General features: G+C 52.1%; 28 protein-coding genes. 15 read left to right on the top strand and 13 right to left on the bottom strand.

The window, feature by feature from the left end; all coding sequences use genetic code 11:
* The first annotated feature begins 188 nt into the window (after positions 1-188).
* Both elbB and mtgA read left to right on the top strand, forming a co-directional pair.
* Positions 189-842 carry an isoprenoid biosynthesis glyoxalase ElbB gene (elbB, locus tag GA0061071_RS21735; protein WP_061492986.1) on the top strand — a complete coding sequence of 218 codons (654 nt, stop codon included), beginning with the start codon at positions 189-191 and terminating at the stop codon, positions 840-842.
* On the top strand, positions 839-1,570 hold the full coding sequence (gene mtgA, locus GA0061071_RS21730; RefSeq protein WP_061492987.1) for a monofunctional biosynthetic peptidoglycan transglycosylase: 732 nt from the start codon (positions 839-841) through the stop codon (positions 1,568-1,570). The genes elbB and mtgA overlap by 4 nt, the downstream gene beginning before the upstream one ends.
* On the opposite strand, the gene npr is transcribed toward mtgA, so the two are convergent.
* The 11 genes from npr to GA0061071_RS21675 all read right to left on the bottom strand — a co-directional run bounded on the left by npr (position 1,571) and on the right by GA0061071_RS21675 (position 9,493).
* Entirely contained in the window at positions 1,571-1,843 is a 273-nt protein-coding gene (gene npr / locus GA0061071_RS21725; protein WP_061492988.1) for a PTS phosphocarrier protein NPr, read from the bottom strand.
* Positions 1,840-2,694, bottom strand: coding sequence for an RNase adapter RapZ (gene rapZ / locus GA0061071_RS21720; RefSeq protein WP_061492989.1), 855 nt, complete (start codon positions 2,692-2,694; stop codon positions 1,840-1,842). Before rapZ ends, npr begins: the two co-directional genes overlap by 4 nt.
* A 45-nt stretch (positions 2,695-2,739) precedes the next feature.
* On the bottom strand, positions 2,740-3,231 hold the full coding sequence (gene ptsN, locus GA0061071_RS21715) for a PTS IIA-like nitrogen regulatory protein PtsN (protein ID WP_061492990.1): 492 nt from the start codon (positions 3,229-3,231) through the stop codon (positions 2,740-2,742).
* Between the two features lie 80 nt (positions 3,232-3,311).
* Positions 3,312-3,599 (bottom strand): ribosome hibernation promoting factor, encoded by a 288-nt coding sequence (gene hpf, locus GA0061071_RS21710; RefSeq protein WP_061492991.1) that lies wholly within the window; start codon positions 3,597-3,599, stop codon positions 3,312-3,314.
* A 23-nt stretch (positions 3,600-3,622) separates the two neighbouring features.
* Complete coding sequence (rpoN, locus tag GA0061071_RS21705; protein WP_061492992.1) at positions 3,623-5,056, bottom strand: RNA polymerase factor sigma-54; 1,434 nt, start codon at positions 5,054-5,056, stop codon at positions 3,623-3,625.
* A 48-nt stretch (positions 5,057-5,104) separates the two neighbouring features.
* On the bottom strand, positions 5,105-5,830 hold the full coding sequence (gene lptB / locus GA0061071_RS21700) for an LPS export ABC transporter ATP-binding protein (protein ID WP_061492993.1): 726 nt from the start codon (positions 5,828-5,830) through the stop codon (positions 5,105-5,107).
* A gap of 6 nt (positions 5,831-5,836) precedes the next feature.
* Positions 5,837-6,397 (bottom strand): lipopolysaccharide ABC transporter substrate-binding protein LptA, encoded by a 561-nt coding sequence (gene lptA, locus GA0061071_RS21695; protein WP_061492994.1) that lies wholly within the window; start codon positions 6,395-6,397, stop codon positions 5,837-5,839.
* Complete coding sequence (gene lptC / locus GA0061071_RS21690) at positions 6,366-6,941, bottom strand: LPS export ABC transporter periplasmic protein LptC (protein ID WP_061492995.1); 576 nt, start codon at positions 6,939-6,941, stop codon at positions 6,366-6,368. The genes lptA and lptC overlap by 32 nt, the downstream gene beginning before the upstream one ends.
* The gene (kdsC, locus tag GA0061071_RS21685) at positions 6,938-7,504 is read right to left on the bottom strand and encodes a 3-deoxy-manno-octulosonate-8-phosphatase KdsC (protein ID WP_061492996.1); all 567 of its coding nucleotides are present in this window, start codon (positions 7,502-7,504) and stop codon (positions 6,938-6,940) included. The genes lptC and kdsC overlap by 4 nt, the downstream gene beginning before the upstream one ends.
* Positions 7,505-7,518: 14 nt before the next feature.
* A complete protein-coding gene (gene kdsD / locus GA0061071_RS21680; RefSeq protein WP_061492997.1) occupies positions 7,519-8,505 on the bottom strand; it encodes an arabinose-5-phosphate isomerase KdsD in 987 nt (328 codons plus the stop codon).
* A gap of 13 nt (positions 8,506-8,518) precedes the next feature.
* Positions 8,519-9,493, bottom strand: coding sequence for a calcium/sodium antiporter (locus GA0061071_RS21675; protein WP_061492998.1), 975 nt, complete (start codon positions 9,491-9,493; stop codon positions 8,519-8,521).
* Positions 9,494-9,722: 229 nt separating this feature from the next.
* On the opposite strand from GA0061071_RS21675, the gene mlaF reads away from it, so the two are divergent.
* The 8 genes from mlaF (at position 9,723) to GA0061071_RS21635 (ending at position 15,125) form a co-directional block, all read left to right on the top strand.
* Complete coding sequence (gene mlaF, locus GA0061071_RS21670; RefSeq protein ID WP_061492999.1) at positions 9,723-10,535, top strand: phospholipid ABC transporter ATP-binding protein MlaF; 813 nt, start codon at positions 9,723-9,725, stop codon at positions 10,533-10,535.
* A gap of 6 nt (positions 10,536-10,541) precedes the next feature.
* Complete coding sequence (gene mlaE / locus GA0061071_RS21665; protein WP_061493000.1) at positions 10,542-11,324, top strand: lipid asymmetry maintenance ABC transporter permease subunit MlaE; 783 nt, start codon at positions 10,542-10,544, stop codon at positions 11,322-11,324.
* A gap of 4 nt (positions 11,325-11,328) precedes the next feature.
* Complete coding sequence (gene mlaD, locus GA0061071_RS21660) at positions 11,329-11,880, top strand: outer membrane lipid asymmetry maintenance protein MlaD (RefSeq protein ID WP_061493001.1); 552 nt, start codon at positions 11,329-11,331, stop codon at positions 11,878-11,880.
* 16 nt (positions 11,881-11,896) lie between these two features.
* Positions 11,897-12,532 (top strand): phospholipid-binding protein MlaC, encoded by a 636-nt coding sequence (gene mlaC / locus GA0061071_RS21655; RefSeq protein ID WP_061493002.1) that lies wholly within the window; start codon positions 11,897-11,899, stop codon positions 12,530-12,532.
* On the top strand, positions 12,532-12,825 hold the full coding sequence (mlaB, locus tag GA0061071_RS21650) for a lipid asymmetry maintenance protein MlaB (RefSeq protein ID WP_061493003.1): 294 nt from the start codon (positions 12,532-12,534) through the stop codon (positions 12,823-12,825). Before mlaC ends, mlaB begins: the two co-directional genes overlap by 1 nt.
* Before the next feature lie 126 nt (positions 12,826-12,951).
* A complete protein-coding gene (gene ibaG, locus GA0061071_RS21645; RefSeq protein WP_088236597.1) occupies positions 12,952-13,206 on the top strand; it encodes a BolA family iron metabolism protein IbaG in 255 nt (84 codons plus the stop codon).
* A gap of 52 nt (positions 13,207-13,258) precedes the next feature.
* Complete coding sequence (gene murA, locus GA0061071_RS21640) at positions 13,259-14,518, top strand: UDP-N-acetylglucosamine 1-carboxyvinyltransferase (protein ID WP_061493005.1); 1,260 nt, start codon at positions 13,259-13,261, stop codon at positions 14,516-14,518.
* Between the two features lie 70 nt (positions 14,519-14,588).
* Complete coding sequence (locus GA0061071_RS21635) at positions 14,589-15,125, top strand: SMI1/KNR4 family protein (RefSeq protein WP_209446750.1); 537 nt, start codon at positions 14,589-14,591, stop codon at positions 15,123-15,125.
* Positions 15,126-15,214: 89 nt separating this feature from the next.
* Here the strand turns inward: GA0061071_RS21635 and sfsB are convergent, their stop codons facing one another.
* Together sfsB and ispB are read right to left on the bottom strand one after the other, a co-directional pair.
* The gene (sfsB, locus tag GA0061071_RS21630; protein WP_061493006.1) at positions 15,215-15,490 is read right to left on the bottom strand and encodes a DNA-binding transcriptional regulator SfsB; all 276 of its coding nucleotides are present in this window, start codon (positions 15,488-15,490) and stop codon (positions 15,215-15,217) included.
* A 206-nt stretch (positions 15,491-15,696) separates the two neighbouring features.
* On the bottom strand, positions 15,697-16,668 hold the full coding sequence (gene ispB, locus GA0061071_RS21625) for an octaprenyl diphosphate synthase (protein ID WP_061493007.1): 972 nt from the start codon (positions 16,666-16,668) through the stop codon (positions 15,697-15,699).
* Between the two features lie 259 nt (positions 16,669-16,927).
* Here ispB and rplU point away from each other — a divergent pair, with 259 nt between their 5' ends.
* The 5 genes from rplU to tnpA form a co-directional block, all read left to right on the top strand.
* Positions 16,928-17,239 carry a 50S ribosomal protein L21 gene (gene rplU, locus GA0061071_RS21620; RefSeq protein WP_061493008.1) on the top strand — a complete coding sequence of 104 codons (312 nt, stop codon included), beginning with the start codon at positions 16,928-16,930 and terminating at the stop codon, positions 17,237-17,239.
* A gap of 19 nt (positions 17,240-17,258) precedes the next feature.
* Positions 17,259-17,516, top strand: a complete 258-nt coding sequence (gene rpmA / locus GA0061071_RS21615) for a 50S ribosomal protein L27 (protein WP_002434222.1) — start codon at positions 17,259-17,261, stop codon at positions 17,514-17,516.
* A gap of 94 nt (positions 17,517-17,610) precedes the next feature.
* Positions 17,611-18,576 carry a DMT family transporter gene (locus GA0061071_RS21610; protein ID WP_088236596.1) on the top strand — a complete coding sequence of 322 codons (966 nt, stop codon included), beginning with the start codon at positions 17,611-17,613 and terminating at the stop codon, positions 18,574-18,576.
* A gap of 15 nt (positions 18,577-18,591) precedes the next feature.
* Complete coding sequence (gene cgtA, locus GA0061071_RS21605; protein ID WP_061493010.1) at positions 18,592-19,764, top strand: Obg family GTPase CgtA; 1,173 nt, start codon at positions 18,592-18,594, stop codon at positions 19,762-19,764.
* Positions 19,765-19,963: 199 nt separating this feature from the next.
* The coding region (gene tnpA / locus GA0061071_RS21600; RefSeq protein WP_139109690.1) for an IS200/IS605 family transposase at positions 19,964-20,173 on the top strand (210 nt) is incomplete at its 3' end.

Genomic DNA, 20,173 nt, shown 5'->3' with positions numbered 1-20,173 from the left:
GGAAACCGTGGCTGCGCCGTAATTTTTAGATTTTTTTGCAAGGGCGTAGTCAGAAAAAATTCGACTGCACGCACATAAGATAGCAAATCTTAAATGATTTGTTACATCAATCAGTGAAATGTGTGAAGCACGGCGCTCTTATCAAAATTTTTAATTATCGACAGTACGTTGCATAAGGGATGAGCAAAATGAAAAAAGTGGGCGTTATTCTCAGCGGCGCAGGTGTTTATGATGGATCAGAAATTCATGAGGCTGTCATAACCCTGCTGGCTATCGCACGCAGTGGTGCACAGGCTGTCTGTTTTGCGCCTGATAAAAGCCAGAGCGACGTTATCAATCACCTTACTGGTGAAGCGCTGGCTGGTAGCCGTAATGTACTGATTGAGTCCGCCCGTATTGCGCGTGGCGCGATCCAAAATCTGGCACAGGCATCAGCAAACGATCTGGATGCGCTGATTGTTCCGGGCGGTTTTGGCGCGGCCAAAAATCTGAGTAATTTTGCCAGCCAGGGCAGCGAATGCGTGGTCGATAGTACGTTAAAACAACTGGTGCTTGAGATGCACAAGGCGGGGAAACCGCTGGGTTTTATGTGTATTGCCCCTGCGATGCTGCCGAAGATTTTCGATTTTCCGCTACGTCTAACCATTGGAACAGATATCGATACCGCTGAGGTGCTGGAAGAGATGGGGGCGGAACACGTTCCCTGCCCGGTGGACGATATTGTTGTCGATGAAGAGAACAAAGTGGTGACCACGCCTGCATATATGCTGGCGGAAGATATCGCACAGGCGGCGACAGGTATCGAAAAACTGGTGGCGCGGGTGCTGGTGCTGACCGAATGAAGACGGTGTTTCGCGGCCCGCTGAAAACTATCCTTAAGCGACTTCTCCTGCGGTTTTTACTGATGCTGGCTATCTTCTGGGGCGGCAGCATTGTGCTGTTCAGTTTCCTGCCCGTGCCATTCTCTGCGGTGATGGTGGAGCGCCAGCTGGGTGCGTGGTTAACCGGCGACTTCGGTTACGTGGCGCATTCTGACTGGGTCAGTATGGATGACATTTCTCCGTCGATGGCGCTGGCGGTGATCGCGGCAGAAGATCAGCGTTTCCCCGAACACTGGGGGCTGGATCTTCCGGCGATCCAAAAAGCGCTTTCCCACAATGAGCGCCATGAAAATCGCATCCGCGGCGCATCGACGATTTCTCAGCAAACGGTAAAAAACCTACTGCTCTGGGATGGAAAGAGCTGGGTGCGTAAAGGACTGGAAGCGGGGCTGACGCTAGGCATGGAAACCGTCTGGAGCAAACGTCGGATCCTCACTGTTTATCTGAATATCGCCGAATTTGGCGAGGGAATTTTTGGCGTAGAAGAGGCGGCTCAGCGCTATTTCCATAAACCCGCCAGTCGGTTGTCGATGTCTGAAGCGGCGCTGCTGGCCGCGGTGTTACCCAATCCCATTCGCTTTAATGCAGGCGCGCCGTCAGGTTATGTTCGTAGCCGACAGGCATGGATCATGCGTCAGATGCGCCAGTTAGGGGGCGAGGAATTCTTGCAGCGTAACAAGCTGTATTGACTAGTCTTCGTCAAAGCCCGCATTAAACAGGGCAATCACTGCCGCCAGGGCTTCAACTTCCTGGGGACCGTTTGCCACAATTTCTATCTGCCGCCCTTTCGCGGAGTCCAGCATCAGCAAGGCAATAACGCTGCTGGCTTCCGCCTCGGTGCCTTCATCATTTCGCAGCAGTACTTCTGCATCGAAGCCCTGCACCAGTTCAAACAGTTTCATCGCCGGGCGCGCGTGCATGCCCAGCTTATTGGTGATTTCAACAGTTTGTTTTACGGTCATGTTTTGCGTTTTTCCAGCGTACGGTGACGGGATTGAACGTTTTTACCGCGCGAACGGAAATAATCCGCGAGCTGTTCGGCGACATACACAGAGCGGTGTTTACCACCGGTACAACCGATAGCCACGGTCAGGTAGCTGCGGTTATTGGTTTCCAGCATCGGCAGCCACAACTCAAGGTAGCTGCGTGTCTGGTAGATAAAGTTGTGGACTTCGGTATGACGATCAAGAAACGCGGCGACAGGTTTGTCGAGACCGGTCATCGGGCGCAGTTTGGGATCCCAATGTGGGTTAGGCAGAAAACGCACGTCAAACACATAGTCTGCATCAATAGGGATGCCATGTTTAAAGCCGAACGATTCAAACACCATCGTCAGTTCACGCTCACGTTTACCCAACAGGCGCGTGCGTAGCATTTCTGCCAGCTCATGCACCGACATCTCAGAGGTATCGACGATCAGATCCGCGCGGGAACGCAGCGGCTCCAACAGGTTACTTTCTTCGTCGATGGCGCTTTCCAACGACAGATTTTTACTGGAAAGCGGGTGCAGACGACGGGTGTCGCTGTAACGACGGATCAGGGTGTTGCGATCGGCATCCAGAAACAGTAATTGAGGAGAGAAGGCGTCCGGCAGGCTGCTCATCGCCTGCTCAAAGATTTCCGGGGATTCCGGCATATTGCGCACATCAATACTGACGGCTGCGGAAGTCTGACGGTCGGCAAGCGTGCGCGCCAAATCCGGCAATAACACGACCGGCAGGTTATCGACACAATAAAAACCCATGTCTTCCAGGGCGCGTAGCGCCACTGATTTGCCTGAACCCGAACGACCACTGACGATCATCAGGACCATGAACCATTTCTCCTCAGGACGACTGATAAAAAAGCGGCCTTTCCGTTACGCATCATCACCTTCGCCTTCTGTCTGCGTGATGATCTGATACAGATCTTCATCACTTTGCGCGCTGCGCAGGCGCCGACAAATTGTTTTATCCGCCAGGCGCTTAGCGACCAGCGAGAGCGTATGCAAGTGCGTTTTGGTTTGATCTGCCGGCACCAATAATGCAAACAGCAGATCGACGGGCTGATTATCGATAGCGTCGAAAGCAATGGGCGTTTCGAGTTGGACAAAAACGCCGACGGCGCGAAGCGTGTCTTCTTCGAGCTTACCGTGTGGAATGGCGATACCGTTACCAATACCGGTACTGCCCATTTTTTCACGGGTAAGGATGGCCTCGAAGACGACCTGCGGCGGCAGGCCTAACTGTTTTGCCGCCAGTTCACTGATGATTTCCAGAGCACGTTTTTTACTCTGACAGTGAACGCCGCTACGGGTGCATTCCTGGTTAAGGACATTGCTCAGTTGAAGAGCGGAATCGTTATTCATCATAATTTCACCTAAGCGACGCCAGTGCAGACACCCTACCGGGTTGCGGTAGGGTGCGACGCACCAGGCTGACGCCCGGACAATTAGTGTTGTTTCAGTTTATCTTTATGTTTCGTTAGTTGCCGCGCCAGTTTATCAATTAAACCGTCGATTGCAGCATACATATCCTGCCCTTCCGCACTGGCATGAAGCTCCCCTCCATTAACATGGAGCGTTGCATCCGAAGTGTGAGTCACTTTCTCCACTTTCAACACAATATAGACCTGATTAATCCTGTCGAAATACTGTTCAAGCTTGGCGAATTTGCTATTTACAAAGTCGCGGAGAGCATCAGTGATCTCGACGTTCTGTCCTGTGATGTTAAGCTGCATAGTGTCTTCCTTATCGGTTTTGGTCAAACCAGTTGTTTGCGCTGGTTTGACGGCGGAATGGATAAAGATTCTCGATACTTCGCAACGGTTCGCCGCGCCACCATAATTCCTTGATCGGAAAGCAGTGTCGTCAGCTTACTGTCGCTCAGTGGTTTCGCAGGGTTTTCTGCGGCGATTAACTTCTTCACCAGCGCGCGAATAGCCGTAGACGAGGCTTCGCCGCCGCCTTCGGTGCTTACATGGCTGGAGAAGAAATATTTAAGTTCAAAAATGCCGCGCGGACTGTGCAGGTACTTCTGGGTCGTCACACGTGAAATGGTGGACTCGTGCATTTCGACGGCCTGTGCGATATCCGCCAGGACCATCGGTTTCATAAACTCTTCACCCTGCTCAAAGAAGGCTTGCTGCTGCTCAACAATGCAGCGGCTAACCCGGAGCAGGGTATCATTACGGCTTTCCAGACTTTTGATCAGCCATTTCGCATCCTGCAAATTGCTGCGGATAAACTGGCTGTCGGCATCGTTACGTGCTCCGGCGCACATGGAAGCGTAGTGCTGGTTGATTTGTAAGCGCGGAATACTGTCGGAGTTCAGCTCCACAGTCCAACGGCCGTTGTGCTTACGCACGAGCACGTCCGGGATCACGTATTCCGGTTCACCGGTCTGGATAGACTGGCCAGGGCGCGGATCCAGCGATTGAATCAGGTTAACCGCTTCTTTCAGCACGTCCTCTTTCAGACGCGTCATACGCATTAGCGTACGGAAGTCATGGTTAGCCAGCAGATCAAGGTGATCGCTAATGATCAATCGTGCTTCTTCACACCACGGTGTCTCTTTCGAAAACTGCGAAAGCTGGATCAGCAAGCAGTCGCGCAGATCCCGCGCAGCTACGCCAACCGGATCGAAACGCTGTATGCGTTTAAGTACGGCTTCGACTTCGTCAAGACCCACCTCTTCATTGCCCATGCTTTCGAGGATATCTTCGAGCGATACAGTCAGATAGCCCGTATCGTCAACAGCATCCACAATGGATGTTGCAATTGCGCGATCGGTGTCGGAGAACGGCGTCAGTTCTACCTGCCACATCAGGTAGTCCTGCAGCGACTGGGTGGTTTCACCTTGATAAATGGGCAGTTCATCATCAAGGTAATCATTGCTGCTGCCGGAGGGGGTTCCTGCGGTGTAGATCTCGTCCCAGCTTGCATCCAGCGGCAGTTCGTCGGGCATCTCTTTTTGTTCAAGCGCGTCGACGGTATCCAGGCCTTCATTATCCTGGTTTTGTTGGGCATCCACTTCTTCGTGAAGATCGGTTTGCTCCAGCAATGGATTACTCTCCAGCGCCTGCTGAAGTTCCTGCTGAAGTTCCAACGTGGACAACTGCAACAAACGAATTGCCTGCTGCAGTTGTGGCGTCATGGCTAGCTGTTGGCTAAGCCTTAGTTGCAAACCTTGCTTCATATTCAGAGCAGCACTCTCCGACAAAAAACGTCAATAATCTCTACCCTATCAGAGTCTGAAGTCTTCCCCAAGATATACGCGCTTAACGTGTTCGTCTTCAAGGATTTGCTGCGGTGTCCCGTGAGCAATTAAATGCCCCTGGCTGACGATGTAAGCGCGTTCGCACACTGCCAATGTTTCGCGGACATTATGGTCGGTAATCAGCACGCCCAGGCCGCTGTCGCGCAGGTGTTCGATGATACGTTTAATATCAATGACCGAAATGGGGTCAACGCCCGCAAACGGTTCATCCAGCAGAATAAATTTCGGGTTAGCCGCCAGCGCGCGGGCAATTTCCACACGACGACGTTCACCACCGGACAACGCCTGCCCCATGCTGTCTCGCAGATGCTCAATATGGAACTCTTCCATCAACTCTTTGGCACGATCATCACGCTGTTCAGCCGTCAGGTCATCACGAATTTGCAATACTGCCATCAGGTTGTCGTACACGCTCAGGCGGCGAAAAATAGAGGCTTCCTGCGGTAAATAGCCAATGCCACGACGCGCGCGCGCATGCAGCGGCAGCAGACTGATATCTTCCTCATCAATAATGATGTTGCCTGCATCGCGCGGCACAATGCCTACCACCATGTAGAATGTGGTGGTTTTCCCTGCACCGTTAGGACCGAGAAGGCCGACGATTTCGCCAGAGTTTACCGTCAGACTGACGTCTTCAACAACGCGGCGGCCTTTATAGGCTTTGGCGAGATTCTTTGCAGTTAATGTTGCCATAACGAATTAGTTACTCTTTTTTTGCGCCGGAGCCGGGGTTTTGCTGTTGCTCTTATCCTGCAACTGCGATGGCACCAGCACGGTGGTCACGCGTTTACCTTTGTCGCTGAATGCCTGCATTTTCTGCTCTTTCACCAGGTAGGTGATTTTGTCGCCCTTGATATTGCTATCCAACTGTTCAAGGTAGGCGTTGCCGGTCAGCACAACGAAATCGTTCGCCAGTTCGTAATGCATCTGCGATGCGTGGCCTTTCACCGGTTTGCCGTTGTCCTGCATTTGATAGAAGGTGGCCGGATTACCGTAACCGTCGATGATCTCTTTTCCTTGCTCACCGCCAGGACGTGTAACGACGACTTTGTCGGCATTAATTTTGATAGTGCCTTGCGTAACCACCACGTTGCCTGTGAAGGTCACAATATTGCCCTGCATATCTAACGATTGCTGGTCTGAATCGATGTGAATGGGCTGTTCAGTATCACCGGTTACGGCAAGCGCCGGAAGCGCAGCGGCTAAAAGTGTACTGGCCAGGATAAGATTAAGGCTGAGTTTGTTTGTTTTGGATTTCATAGAAGCTTCTAACCTTTTCAATCAGCTCGGCGTTTTTGCTGCGTAAATTGCCGCGCATTTTCAGGCCGGTGGAATTAAATGTTGTACCGTACAACGTGACCTGATCATCGGAGGTAACATCCTGCGTTACCAGATTGATCTGGGCGTTATCCGTGGTGATTTTTCGTAATTGGGCATCCGCTGTCAGGGCATTAACCTCAACATGTCCATAAAGATAAAGCATTCTGTCATCGGTCAGCTTCGCTTTATCCGCCTTAATTGACCAGGTCGGAATTTTGTCTTTATCAAAGGTCGTCAGCAGCGGTTGGGCGAACCAGCTCACGCCGTCGGCGGAAAAATATTCAACATTTTGCGCCACCAGGCGATAGTTCAGCGCTCCTTCCGGGCTGTAAACCAGGGAGTCCGTATGCTGGCTCTTATAAGTTGGATCCGTGCTGCTGGTCGTCACCTGTTCCGGTGCATCCTGAGTGGTCAGGTTGATGCCAATCAGCACCAGGGCGGCCAGCGACAGCAGAATGATCACCCAACGTCTGGTTTTACTCATATTGATTGCCCTTTGGCCTCGTCCAGCTTGCCCTGAGCCAGCAACAATAAATCGCAGACTTCACGAACCGCGCCGCGTCCTCCGTTGATACGGGTGACATAATCTGCACGCGGAATCAGTAACGGGTGTGCATCCGCGACGGCAACGCTTAAACCAATTTCCGCCATCACGGGCCAGTCGATCAAATCATCGCCGACATAAGCAACCTGATCCGCAGCCAGATCCAGTTTCGCCAGTAATTCTCTGTAAGCCAAAAGTTTATCAGACTGTCCCTGATACAGATGCGTGATACCCAGTGTTTCACAACGATCTTCCACCAGTTTAGCTTTTCGCCCGGTAATGATAGCAATCTCAATGCCAGACGTGAGCGCGCTGCGGATCCCATACCCATCACGAACGTTGAACGCTTTTAACTCTTCTCCGTTGTTGCCCATATAAATGAGCCCATCGGATAACACACCATCGACATCCAGGATTAACAGACGGATCTTCCCGGCTTTTGCCATGACTTGCGCGCTTACCGGCCCATAGCAGGTGGCAAGCGATGCGCCAGCATTACTCATTCTTCAGTCCTTCTTTACACTACGCCTGCGCGCAGCAGATCATGCATATGTAACACACCCAGCAACTGGTCGCCATCGGCAACCATGACGGAAGTGATATGCCGGGATTGCATCAGGTTAAGCGCGTCGACGGCCAGCGTATTCGGACGCACGCGAATGCCGCCAGGCGTCATGACTTCCGCGATGCCCATATTGCGGACATCGCTACCCATATCGAACACGCGACGCAAGTCGCCATCGGTGAAGATCCCTTCGATCTTCATCAGGTCATCGCAGATAACCGTCATGCCTAAATTTTTGCGCGTAATCTCCAACAGGGCATCGCGCAGACTGGCCTTTTTGCTGACGTGTGGGATCTCATCACCCGTGTGCATAATATCGTTAACCCGCAGCAGCAGTTTACGGCCCAGTGCGCCACCTGGGTGCGACAGGGCGAAATCTTCTGCGGTGAAACCACGGGCTTTCAGTAGCGCCACGGCTAATGCGTCGCCCATGACCAGCGCCGCTGTGGTACTGGAGGTGGGGGCCAGGCCGAGCGGGCAGGCCTCTTTCGGCACTTTCACGCAGAGATGAATATCTGCCGCGCGCGCCATACTGCTTTCTGGTCGGCTGGTCATGCAGATCAACGACACTTTTAACCGTTTCAACACCGGGATCAGGGCGAGGATCTCATTGGATTCGCCGGAATTAGACAGCGCTATTACGATATCTTGCGGGCTAACCATCCCCAAATCGCCGTGGGCGGCTTCGCCGGGGTGCACAAAGAATGAAGAGGTGCCGGTACTGGCAAACGTGGCGGCCATTTTCCGGCCAATATGCCCGGATTTGCCCATGCCCATAACCACCACTTTGCCCGCGCAATAGAACATCTTTTCGCACGCTTGTGCAAAGTCCTCATTGATGTACTGATCCAGTTCAGCGAGGCCTTCACGTTCAATCTCCAGGACCTCTTTTCCTGCCTGTTGAAAGTCAAAACCCGGCTGCAAATCTATCTGCGACATAATGCGTATCCGATTATCCTGTTAAAAGCGGCGACAGCCAGTAAAGCAGCGCCAGCCATACGATAAACCCGCTCAGCAATAGCGCGCCAATGCCCCGGGTGATTTGCTTATGCTTCCAGCAAATGAGAGCAAAAATGGCGCTGACCAGCAACATCACACCGTAATCACGTGTAAAAGCCATCGGGTTAAAGGCGCCCGGTGCAATCATCGCCGGTAAGCCCAGTACGATGGCAATGTTAAAAATGTTTGAACCAATAATATTGCCAATGGCGATATCGTCTTCGCCTTTGCGCGCGCCTGCAATCGCGGTCGCCAATTCAGGGAGGCCGGTGCCGATTGCAATGACCGTCAGGCCAATGGTTAGCTCGCTAATCGCGAAATAATTCGCCACGACAGTTGCGTTATCCACCACCATGCGGGTTGCCATCGGCATGATGATCAACGCCACCCCAAGCCACAGACATGCCACCGAGAGACTTCCTTCACGCGGCAGTTCAGCCAACTGTTCCCGGGTCAGGCTGTCGTTGCCTTGTCGTTCGGCAAGGCGGGCAATTTTAACAATGAACACCAGCCATAGCACGGCTAATAACAGTAAAATAATGCCGTCAACGCGTGTGATCTGACCATCATACAGCACGAGGCCCGCCAGCAGGCTGGCGACAAGGGTGAACGGCAATTCGCGACGCAGGATATCGGAATGCACGGTAAAAGGGTGGAGCAGGGCGGCAACACCCAGGATCAGCAAAATATTGGTGATGTTAGAACCGATGGCTGTACCAATCGCCAGATCCAACTGGCCATGCAGTGAGGCTGCGACAGCGGTAATGATCTCCGGCAACGAGGTGCCAATGCTGACCACGGTCATACCAATAATCAGTGGAGGTACGCCGAGTGTCCGGCAGAGAATAGAGGCAGCAAAAACCAGACGATCGGCGCTGTAGACCACCAAAAGCAAACCAATTATCAATAGCGCTGTCGCTAAGAGCATCTAACGTCCTTTCTTCAGGTATAATCCGCCGGTTCGCAGGCTGCCATGCCGGAAGAGACCGGGTGTTCCGCGTAGCGTAATGATTCCTAATTTTGACTTTATGCGGCTCAAAAGTAAAACAAATGCCAGCTTTCGCTAACCCCAGCAGGTAATATTCTGTAAAAATGTTGGGTTCGTGATGTTATCCAGCGTCATGCTTATACCCGATAAGGCTTATAAGGAAGAGTCAATGAGCCAGAATATGGCGAATTTGGTCGATGTTCGTGGCGTCAGCTTCTCCCGTGGCAGTCACCCTATCTTCGACAATATTTCACTGACGGTGCCACGCGGCAAAATCACCGCCATTATGGGGCCGTCCGGTATCGGCAAAACAACATTGTTACGCCTTATCGGTGGGCAGATCCCTCCGGATAGCGGCGAAATCTTGTTTGATGGCGAAAACGTGCCGGGGATGACCCGTTCGCGTCTGTTCACCGTGCGTAAAAGAATGAGCATGCTGTTTCAGTCTGGCGCGTTGTTTACCGACATGAACGTTTTCGACAACGTCGCTTACCCCCTTCGCGAACATACGGATTTGCCCGAAGCGCTGTTGCATACCACCGTTATGATGAAGTTGGAAGCCGTCGGGTTACGTGGTGCGGCCTGGCTAATGCCGTCAGAGCTTTCTGGCGGTATGGCGCGTCGAGCCGCGCTTGCCCGCTCAATTGCGCTGGAACCGGATCTGATCATGTTTGATGAGCCTTTTGTGGGGCAGGATCCAATCACCATGGGTGTGCTGGTGAAATTGATTTCTGAACTCAACAGTGCGTTAGGCGTCACATGTATCGTTGTTTCTCACGATGTACCGGAAGTGCTGAGTATTGCGGATTACGCCTACATCGTGGCGGAGAGGAAAATCATCGCCCACGGTAGCGCGCAAGGTCTGCAGGAAAACAGCGATCCCCGGGTGCGTCAGTTCCTTGATGGTATCGCCGACGGGCCGGTTCCGTTCCGTTATCCTGCAGGCGATTATCGTCTCGATTTATTAAAAACAGGGAGTTAAGCACTCATGCTGTTAAATGCACTGGCGTCGCTAGGGCATCGCGGGATTAAAACCATCGCGACGTTCGGGCGGGCTGGTTTAATGCTGTTCAACGCGGTGGTCGGTAAGCCGGAATTTCGCAAGCATGCGCCATTGCTGGTGCGCCAGCTCTATAACGTGGGCGTGCTGTCGATGCTCATTATTATTGTTTCTGGCGTCTTTATCGGTATGGTGCTTGGTTTGCAGGGATACCTGGTGCTGACAACTTACAGTGCGGAGACGAGCCTTGGCATGCTGGTGGCGCTGTCGCTGCTGCGCGAACTGGGGCCGGTTGTCGCTGCATTGTTGTTTGCCGGGCGAGCCGGATCAGCATTAACAGCCGAAATCGGTTTGATGCGCGCGACGGAACAGCTTTCCAGTCTGGAGATGATGGCGGTCGATCCGTTGCGGCGTGTCATCTCTCCGCGCTTTTGGGCGGGCGTGATCTCACTGCCGCTGTTGACGATAATCTTTGTTGCCGTCGGGATTTGGGGCGGTTCTCTGGTTGGCGTTAACTGGAAAGGTATTGATACCGGCTTTTTCTGGACCGCGATGCAAAACGCCGTCGAATGGCGGATGGATTTAGTCAACTGTCTGGTTAAAAGCGTGGTGTTTGCCATCACTGTGACATGGATTGCGCTGTTTAACGGTTACGACGCGATTCCAACGTCGGCCGGGATCAGCCGCGCGACAACACGCACCGTTGTGCACTCATCGTTGGCCGTACTGGGCCTTGATTTTGTGCTCACCGCATTGATGTTTGGGAATTGAGTTCATGCAAACGAAAAAAAGTGAAATTTGGGTAGGTGTTTTTCTGTTGCTGGCGCTGCTGGCCGCACTCTTTATTTGCCTGAAAGCGGCAGATGTCGCCTCAATGCGTACAGAACCGACTTACCGCGTATACGCGACATTCGACAATATTGGCGGCCTTAAAGTGCGTTCGCCAGTCCGTATTGGCGGGGTGGTGATTGGCCGCGTTGCTGATATCTCTCTTGATCCCAAAACGTATCTGCCGCGCGTCGCGCTGGATATAGAAGAACGTTACAACCAAATCCCCGATACCAGTTCACTGGCGATCCGGACGTCAGGCTTGCTGGGTGAGCAATATCTGGCACTGAATGTCGGCTTTGATGATCCTGAACTGGGGACTTCTATGCTTAAAGAGGGCAGTACTATCCAGGATACGAAATCCGCAATGGTGCTGGAGGATCTGATAGGACAATTCCTTTACAGCAGTAAAGGCAGTGACAATAAGAATTCAGGCGATGCGGCGGCGCATAGCGAAGGGAATAATCAAGCCGCACCGTCTGCTGGTCAGGCGAATTAACGAGGAGATGCGACGTATGTTTAAACGTCTATTGATGGTTGCTCTGCTGGTGGTTGCACCGTTGGGCGCGGCCGTAGCGGCCGATCAAAGTAACCCTTATGCCGCGATGAAAGCTGCGGCGCAGAAAACATTTGATCGCCTTAAAAACGAACAGCCGCAGATCCGCGCAAACCCGGACCACTTGCGTGATGTGGTGGATCAGGAACTGCTGCCCTATGTGCAGGTGAAATACGCCGGTGCGTTGGTGCTGGGGCGTTACTATAAGGACGCCACACCTGCACAGCGTGATGCCTATTTTGCGGCATTTCGTGAATACCTGAAACAGGCTTACGGTCAGGCGCTGGCGTTGTATCATGGCCAGACTTATGAGATTGCGCCGGAACAACCACTGGGCGATGCCACAATTGTGCCCATCCGCGTCACGATTATCGATCCGAACGGGCGTCCGCCGGTGCGTCTTGATTTCCAGTGGCGTAAAAACACACAAACCGGAAACTGGCAGGCTTACGACATGATCGCAGAGGGGGTGAGCATGATCACCACCAAGCAGAATGAATGGAGCGACTTGCTGCGTACTAAAGGCATCGATGGTCTGACCGCGCAACTACAGTCCATTTCCCGCCAGAAAATTACGCTGGACGAGAAGAAATAATGACGCAGCGGCTGAGTTGGTCGCGTGACGGCGAACGTCTGGCATTGCAAGGCGAGCTGGATCAGGATGTGTTAAATCCGCTCTGGGACGCCCGAATTGAAGCAATGAAGGGGGTCACCTGTATCGACTTGCAAGGCGTGACGCGCGTGGACACAGCGGGCGTCGCATTGCTGGTTCATCTTGTCGAGCAGGGGAAAAAGCAGGGCGTGAGCGTGATGCTTGATGGCGTGAGCGAGAATGTTGTCACGCTGGCGGCACTCTATAATTTGCCCCAGGATGTATTGTCTCGCTAATTTTTTCAATGCGTTACTACCTGAAGCCCCATCCTTTATTGCGATGGGGCTTTTTGCTTGTTTAAGCCAGCGCCACTTTCCTCTAAGATGTGTGACTGTTTTCACTTTTAGATGATATTTACGCCCATGGAAAATCATGAAATTCAGACAGTGCTGATGAACGCACTTTCTCTCCAGGAAGCCCACGTCACTGGCGATGGCAGTCACTTTCAGGTTATTGCTGTGGGTGAAATTTTTGACGGCATGAGTCGGGTCAAAAAGCAGCAGACCATTTACGGTCCGCTGATGGAATATATCGCGGATAACCGTATTCATGCCCTGTCGATCAAAGCGTTCACGCCTGCTGAGTGGGCGCGGGATCGCAAACTTAACGGTTTTTGAGCGTCGGGAGCATTTTCCCCGCGCGTGTGAATTCTAAACAGAGATCAGATGAATGGATAAGTTTCGTGTACAGGGGCCGACGCGTCTCGAGGGCGAAGTGACAATTTCAGGCGCAAAAAACGCTGCGCTGCCGATCCTTTTTGCTGCATTACTGGCGGAAGAGCCGGTTGAAATTCGTAACGTCCCGAAACTGAAAGATATTGATACCACCATGAAGTTGCTCAGTCAGTTGGGCACGAAGGTGGAGCGTAACGGATCCGTATGGATCGATGCCAGCGAAGTGAATGTGTTCTGTGCGCCTTACGATCTGGTGAAAACCATGCGCGCGTCGATTTGGGCGCTTGGCCCGCTGGTGGCGCGTTTTGGTCAAGGGCAGGTTTCTTTGCCGGGCGGTTGTGCGATCGGTGCACGCCCGGTTGATTTGCACATCTCCGGTCTGGAGCAACTGGGCGCCGAAATCACTTTAGAAGAGGGCTACGTTAAAGCCTCCGTCAATGGCCGTCTGAAAGGCGCGCATATCGTGATGGATAAAGTGAGTGTTGGCGCAACGGTGACCATTATGTCGGCAGCCACGCTGGCTGAAGGCACAACCATTATTGAGAACGCTGCGCGTGAGCCAGAAATTGTTGATACGGCGAATTTCCTCAATACCCTTGGTGCGAAAATTACCGGTATGGGAACCGATCGTATCACCATTGAAGGTGTGAAACGTCTGGGGGGCGGGGTTTACCGTGTTCTGCCGGATCGTATCGAAACCGGTACCTTCCTGGTGGCTGCGGCAATCTCTGGCGGGAAAATCGTTTGCCGCAATGCACAGCCGGATACGCTTGATGCAGTGCTGGCGAAGCTGCGTGATGCGGGCGCGGATATTGAAGTTGGCGAAGATTGGATCAGCCTGGATATGCACGGTAAACGCCCGAAAGCGGTCAATGTACGTACGGCTCCGCACCCGGGATTCCCGACGGATATGCAGGCACAGTTCACCTTGCTGAACCTGGTGGCGGAAGGGACCGGCGTGATCACTGAAACCATCTTTGAAAACCGGTTTATGCACATTCCGGAGCTGATCCGTATGGGTGCGCACGCAGAAATCGAAAGCAATACGGCTATCTGCCACGGCGTGGAAAAACTCTCCGGCGCTCAGGTGATGGCAACCGATCTGCGCGCATCCGCAAGCCTCGTGCTGGCGGGGTGTATTGCAGAAGGAACCACCCTTGTCGATCGTATCTATCATATCGATCGTGGTTACGAACGTATTGAAGATAAGCTCAGCGCCCTGGGGGCCAATATTGAGCGCGTAAAAGGCGAATAACCTTTTTTTGATGCTTATACAGGGGAGCTTCGGCTCCCCTTTTTACTGATTTTTCTGAAAGGATATCTGGATGATGGGAACTACACCGTTTGCCGGTTTTGACTTCACCGCTTTTTGGGATGACCGGGAATATGCGCGCGAAGCGTATATCAATGACCCTTTTAGCGAAGATGAGTTGGCGGCCATTGAATCGACATTAGGTTATCGCTTGCCTGCCTCTTATGTCTGGCTAATGCGGCAACACAATGGCGGGATCCCTCGAAACCAGAATTTCCCAACCAATGAATTTACCAGTTGGGCAGAAGATCACATTGCTATCACGGGTATTATGGGGATTGGCAATAAGCGCTATTCGTTGGGTAGTGATTACGGCAGCCGTTTCTGGATCGAACACTGGGGTTATCCTGATATTGGCGTAGCGATTTGCACCTGTCCATCAGCAGGACATGATATGGTTTTTCTTGATTATCGACAGTGCCTGACAGCAGATGATGAGCCTGCGGTTGTGCATATTGATCAAGAGCAGGATTACAGGATCGTGCACCTTGCTGATAATTTCGAAGCGTTTATCCGTGGTTTAGTCGGTGATGACGCTTTTGAGCTGTAACGATGTAGTCCTGCCCTTCTTCGGCCATCAATTCGAGCCAGGCAGCCCCCTGCCAGATGCGCAAGGGGGATTGCTGGTTGATATAGCCTTTACTCTGAGCCTCGTTTTTTCCGCATCAACTTGGTTTTGTCAATAAACTCATGCGTGATCGGATCATGGTAACGCGATGGCCAGATGACCCAGGGGTCGGTATCCAATGCCTGAGCGATAATCCATTCCCCTTTCGGCCATGCACGGGTCAAGGCATTGGCGAGTGTTGAAGAACTGAGACCATGCTTGCGTGATTCTGCGGCGAGCGATGTTCCCTTTTTACGCAGCCCCGCAATGATATCGGCCTGGTGCCAGTCATTGAATTTTGTTTCCATAATATCTCCCTGATAGTAAAACACACCAGCATTTGAGTATCTGCACACTGCTTACTATACGCATACAAACTCACTTGCTCTAAAAAGTTCATGTAATGTTTGTGCGTTTTAGGATTACACCAGGATGAATAATCAGTGTTTTTTGTGAGTTTTTGATTTTATGGGAACTTGTTGGAGCTTCCCGCGACAAGCGCGGGACAGGCATATTAGCGATCGCGTTGAACAGCGATATGTGCAAGGCCAATCAGAGCATCGCGCCATGGCGAATCTGGCAGCACTTGCAGAGCGGAGATGGCCTTATCTGCTTCTTCTTCAGCGCGCTGACGTGTCCATTCCAACGAACCGCACTCGGCCATCGCTTCCAGTACAGGTTCAAGAAGATGGCGACCATTACCCTGCTCAATAGCGTCGCGGATCATTTGGGATTGTTTCGGTGTGCCGTGGTGCATGGCATGCAGCAAAGGCAGTGTTGGCTTGCCTTCATTGAGATCATCCCCCGTATTTTTACCGAGTGTTTCGCCGTCTGCGCTGTAATCAAGCAGATCGTCGATTAACTGGAATGCGGTACCAAGGTAGCGTCCATAATCCTGCAATGCTTTTTCCTGCACATCGCTACATCCAGCAAGCAGACCGGAACATTGCGCAGCGGCTTCAAACAGACGCGCCGTTTTGCTGTAAATGACGCGCATATAGTTTTCTTCAGTGATGTTCGGATCGTTCACGTTCATCAACTGCAGGACTTCCCCTTCGGCAATGACATTCACGGCTTCCGACATTACCTCCAGCACTTTCAATGACCCGAGACTGGTCATCATCTGAAAAGCGCGGGTGTAGATGAAATCGCCGACCAAAACGCTGGCCGCATTACCGAATGCCGCGTTGGCGGTGGCTTTGCCGCGTCGCATATCGGACTCGTCCACGACATCGTCATGTAATAGCGTCGCGGTGTGAATAAATTCGATTAGCGCAGCGATAGTGACATGCGAATTGCCTTCATAGCCCACGGCGCGAGCCGCCAGCACGGCAATCATTGGACGGATGCGTTTGCCGCCCCCGCTGACAATGTAATAACCCAACTGGTTGATTAGCTGAACATCCGAGTTGAGCTGTTGCAAAATCGTCGCATTCACACCCGCCATGTCTTGCGCGGTTAACTCATTGATTTTTTCTAAATTCATCGCAAAAGCCGAGCTTTCAGTCCTGTTTACCACATATCAAAATGGGATAACGAAGGGTTACGGGTTAGAATAGTATTGCTGATTGTACTGAAAAAACGCGCCAGATAAACGTTACCTTACACGTTGTGTTTTTTTTCTGCATGTATTGACGATCGTACTTGTCAAAGGCTCGCGACTTGCGTAATATTCGCGCCCTATTGTGAATATTTTTAGCGCGCTCTGAATTATTCAGAAGAAGTGCGCGGAAGCGGAGTTTTATATGTACGCGGTTTTCCAAAGTGGTGGTAAACAACACCGAGTAAGCGAAGGTCAAACCGTTCGCTTGGAAAAGCTGGACATCGCAACTGGCGAAACTGTTGAGTTCGCAGAAGTTCTGATGATCGCAAACGGTGAAGAAGTCAAAATCGGCGTTCCTTTCGTTGATGGCGGCGTAATCAAAGCTGAAATTGTTGCTCATGGTCGTGGCGAGAAAGTTAAAATCGTTAAGTTTCGTCGTCGTAAACACTACCGTAAGCAGCAAGGTCACCGTCAGTGGTTCACTGATGTGAAAATCACTGGCATCAGCGCCTAAGACCTGAGGAGAGATTTAAATGGCACATAAAAAGGCTGGCGGCTCAACTCGTAACGGTCGCGATTCAGAAGCTAAACGTCTGGGCGTTAAACGCTTTGGCGGTGAAGCAGTTCTGGCAGGTAGCATCATCGTTCGTCAGCGTGGCACCAAGTTCCACGCAGGTACCAACGTTGGTTGCGGCCGTGACCACACTCTGTTCGCTTTGACTGACGGTAAAGTTAAGTTCGAAGTTAAAGGCCCGAAAAATCGTAAATTCATCAGCATCGTTGCTGAATAAGTTTTTCGAGTCCCGGTAACGGAAGAAAGCCCCGCAACACGTTGCGGGGCTTTTTACATTAGAAGTCCGGCAAATTTCTGGCAGGAAATAGGGCATGAAACAGCAGGCAGGCATCGGTATCGTCCTGGCGCTCATTACGGCCATGTGCTGGGGGGCGTTACCTATTGCGATGAAACAGGTGCTGGAAGTGATGGAGCCACCGACCGTGGTGTTTTATCGCTTTTTGATGGCAGCCGTTGGCCTCGGCCTGATCCTGGCCTGCAAAAGAAAACTTCCGCCAATGCGTATTTTTCGCACGCCGCGCTGGTTAATCCTGCTTGCCATTGCCACGGGGGGACTGTTTGGGAACTTCATATTGTTCAGTTCTTCCCTGCAATATGTTAGCCCTACGGCGTCGCAGGTGATTGGTCAACTGTCCCCTGTGGGCATGATGGTTGCCAGCGTCTTTATTCTTAAAGAGAAGATGCGTAGCACCCAGGTGATTGGCGCCCTGATGCTTATTTGTGGTCTGGTACTGTTTTTTAACACCAGTCTGGTGGAGATTTTTACCCGGCTGACGGACTACACCTGGGGCGTTATTTTCGGTGTTGGCGCAGCAACAGTATGGGTCAGTTACGGCGTGGCGCAAAAAGTATTATTGCGTCGCCTGGCTTCCCAGCAGATCCTTTTTTTGCTGTACACTTTGTGTACGATTGCATTGTTGCCGCTGGCTAAGCCGGGAGTATTATTGCAGTTAAGCAATTGGCAACTGGCCTGTCTGATTTTTTGTGGACTGAACACGCTGGTAGGCTACGGCGCGCTGGCGGAAGCCATGGCCCGTTGGCAGGCGGCACAGGTTAGCGCGTTGATTACGCTGACGCCGCTATTTACATTGTTGTTTTCGGATTTGTTATCAATGGCCTGGCCCGATGTTTTCGCCAGACCGATGTTAAACCTGATCGGTTATCTCGGTGCGTTTGTCGTGGTTGCGGGCGCGATGTTTTCTGCTATTGGCCATCGTCTTTTAGGACGCTGGCGCAATCGCGAAGTGGTCGCCACTGTGCCCCGCTCAGGCGAATGAGTTACGGAGAGTAAAATGAAGTTTGTTGATGAAGCGACGATCCTGGTCGTAGCGGGCGATGGCGGTAACGGCTGTGTAAGCTTCCGCCGCGAGAAATATATCCCGAAAGGCGGTCCTGACGGCGGCGACGGCGGCGACGGCGGCGACGTCTGGCTGGAGGCCGACGAAAACCTGAATACTCTGATCGACTACCGCTTTGAAAAATCATTTCGCGCTGAGCGTGGTCAGAATGGTCAGAGCCGTGATTGCACGGGAAAACGGGGTAAAGATATCACCGTTAAAGTGCCGATTGGTACGCGTGTGATCGATCAGGGCACCGGCGAAACCATGGGCGATATGACGAAACACGGTCAGCGTCTGATGGTGGCAAAAGGTGGCTGGCACGGTCTGGGGAATACCCGTTTCAAATCCTCGGTAAACCGTACCCCGCGTCAGAAAACGATGGGTACGCCGGGTGACAAGCGTGATTTGCAACTGGAACTGATGTTGCTGGCTGATGTCGGTATGCTCGGGATGCCGAACGCCGGGAAATCGACCTTTATCCGTGCCGTCTCCGCAGCAAAACCGAAAGTGGCGGATTATCCGTTTACCACCCTGGTGCCAAGCCTTGGCGTTGTACGTATGGACAACGAAAAAAGCTTTGTGGTTGCAGATATCCCTGGACTGATTGAAGGGGCTGCTGATGGTGCAGGCCTCGGTATTCGCTTCCTGAAACATCTGGAACGTTGCCGCGTGTTGTTGCATCTGATCGATATTGAGCCTGTTGATGGCTCTGATCCGGTCGAAAATGCACGCATCATCGTTGGCGAACTGGAAAAATACAGCGAAAAACTGGCTGATAAACCACGCTGGCTGGTGTTCAACAAAATTGATCTGATGGATAAAGCTGCGGCGGAAGAGAAAGCCAAAGCCATCGCGCAGGCGCTGGGCTGGGAAGATAAGTACTATCTGATCTCTGCAGCCAGCCAGCAAGGGGTTAAAGATCTCTGCTGGGATGTGATGACATTTATCATCGAAAACCCGCTGACGCAGGCGGAGGAAGAGAAACAGCCTGAGAAAGTCGAGTTCATGTGGGATGATTATCATCGCCAGCAGCTCGAGGAAGCGGAAGCAGAAGATGACGAAGAGTGGGATGACGACTGGGATGAAGACGACGAAGAAGGCGTCGAATTTATCTATAAGCGTTAATAACTCTGAGACTTCCCCGGTGCGCCGGGGAGATTGTCGTCAAACAATGCCGGGCAGCCTGCTGACCCGGCATTTTTATTGTCACCCCTAAACCACCTCCTGGGGAGGTGGTGATTGATCCTGTAAGGCTATAGCCTGAAGAATGCCCATGCCGGAATATCTCTGCTTACTCACCACAAGTAAAAGGAGACAAACCGACATGGGGCTTTACAGGAGTTCATCACATGTATATTGGCGTTGTAAATACCACATAGTCTGGACGCCTAAGTACCGTTTCAGGATCCTGAAAGATAAGTTGGGCAAGGAACTTTACAGGACAATCTACATTCTCTGCGGAATAAAGGATTGTGAGGTTCTGGAGCTAAATGTTCAGCCAGATCATGTACATCTGGTCGTAATAGTCCCGCCG

Source organism: Kosakonia oryzendophytica (genome assembly GCF_900094925.1).
GTDB classification, from domain to species: domain Bacteria; phylum Pseudomonadota; class Gammaproteobacteria; order Enterobacterales; family Enterobacteriaceae; genus Kosakonia; species Kosakonia oryzendophytica.
This window is presented reverse-complemented; position numbering and strand designations above follow the sequence as displayed.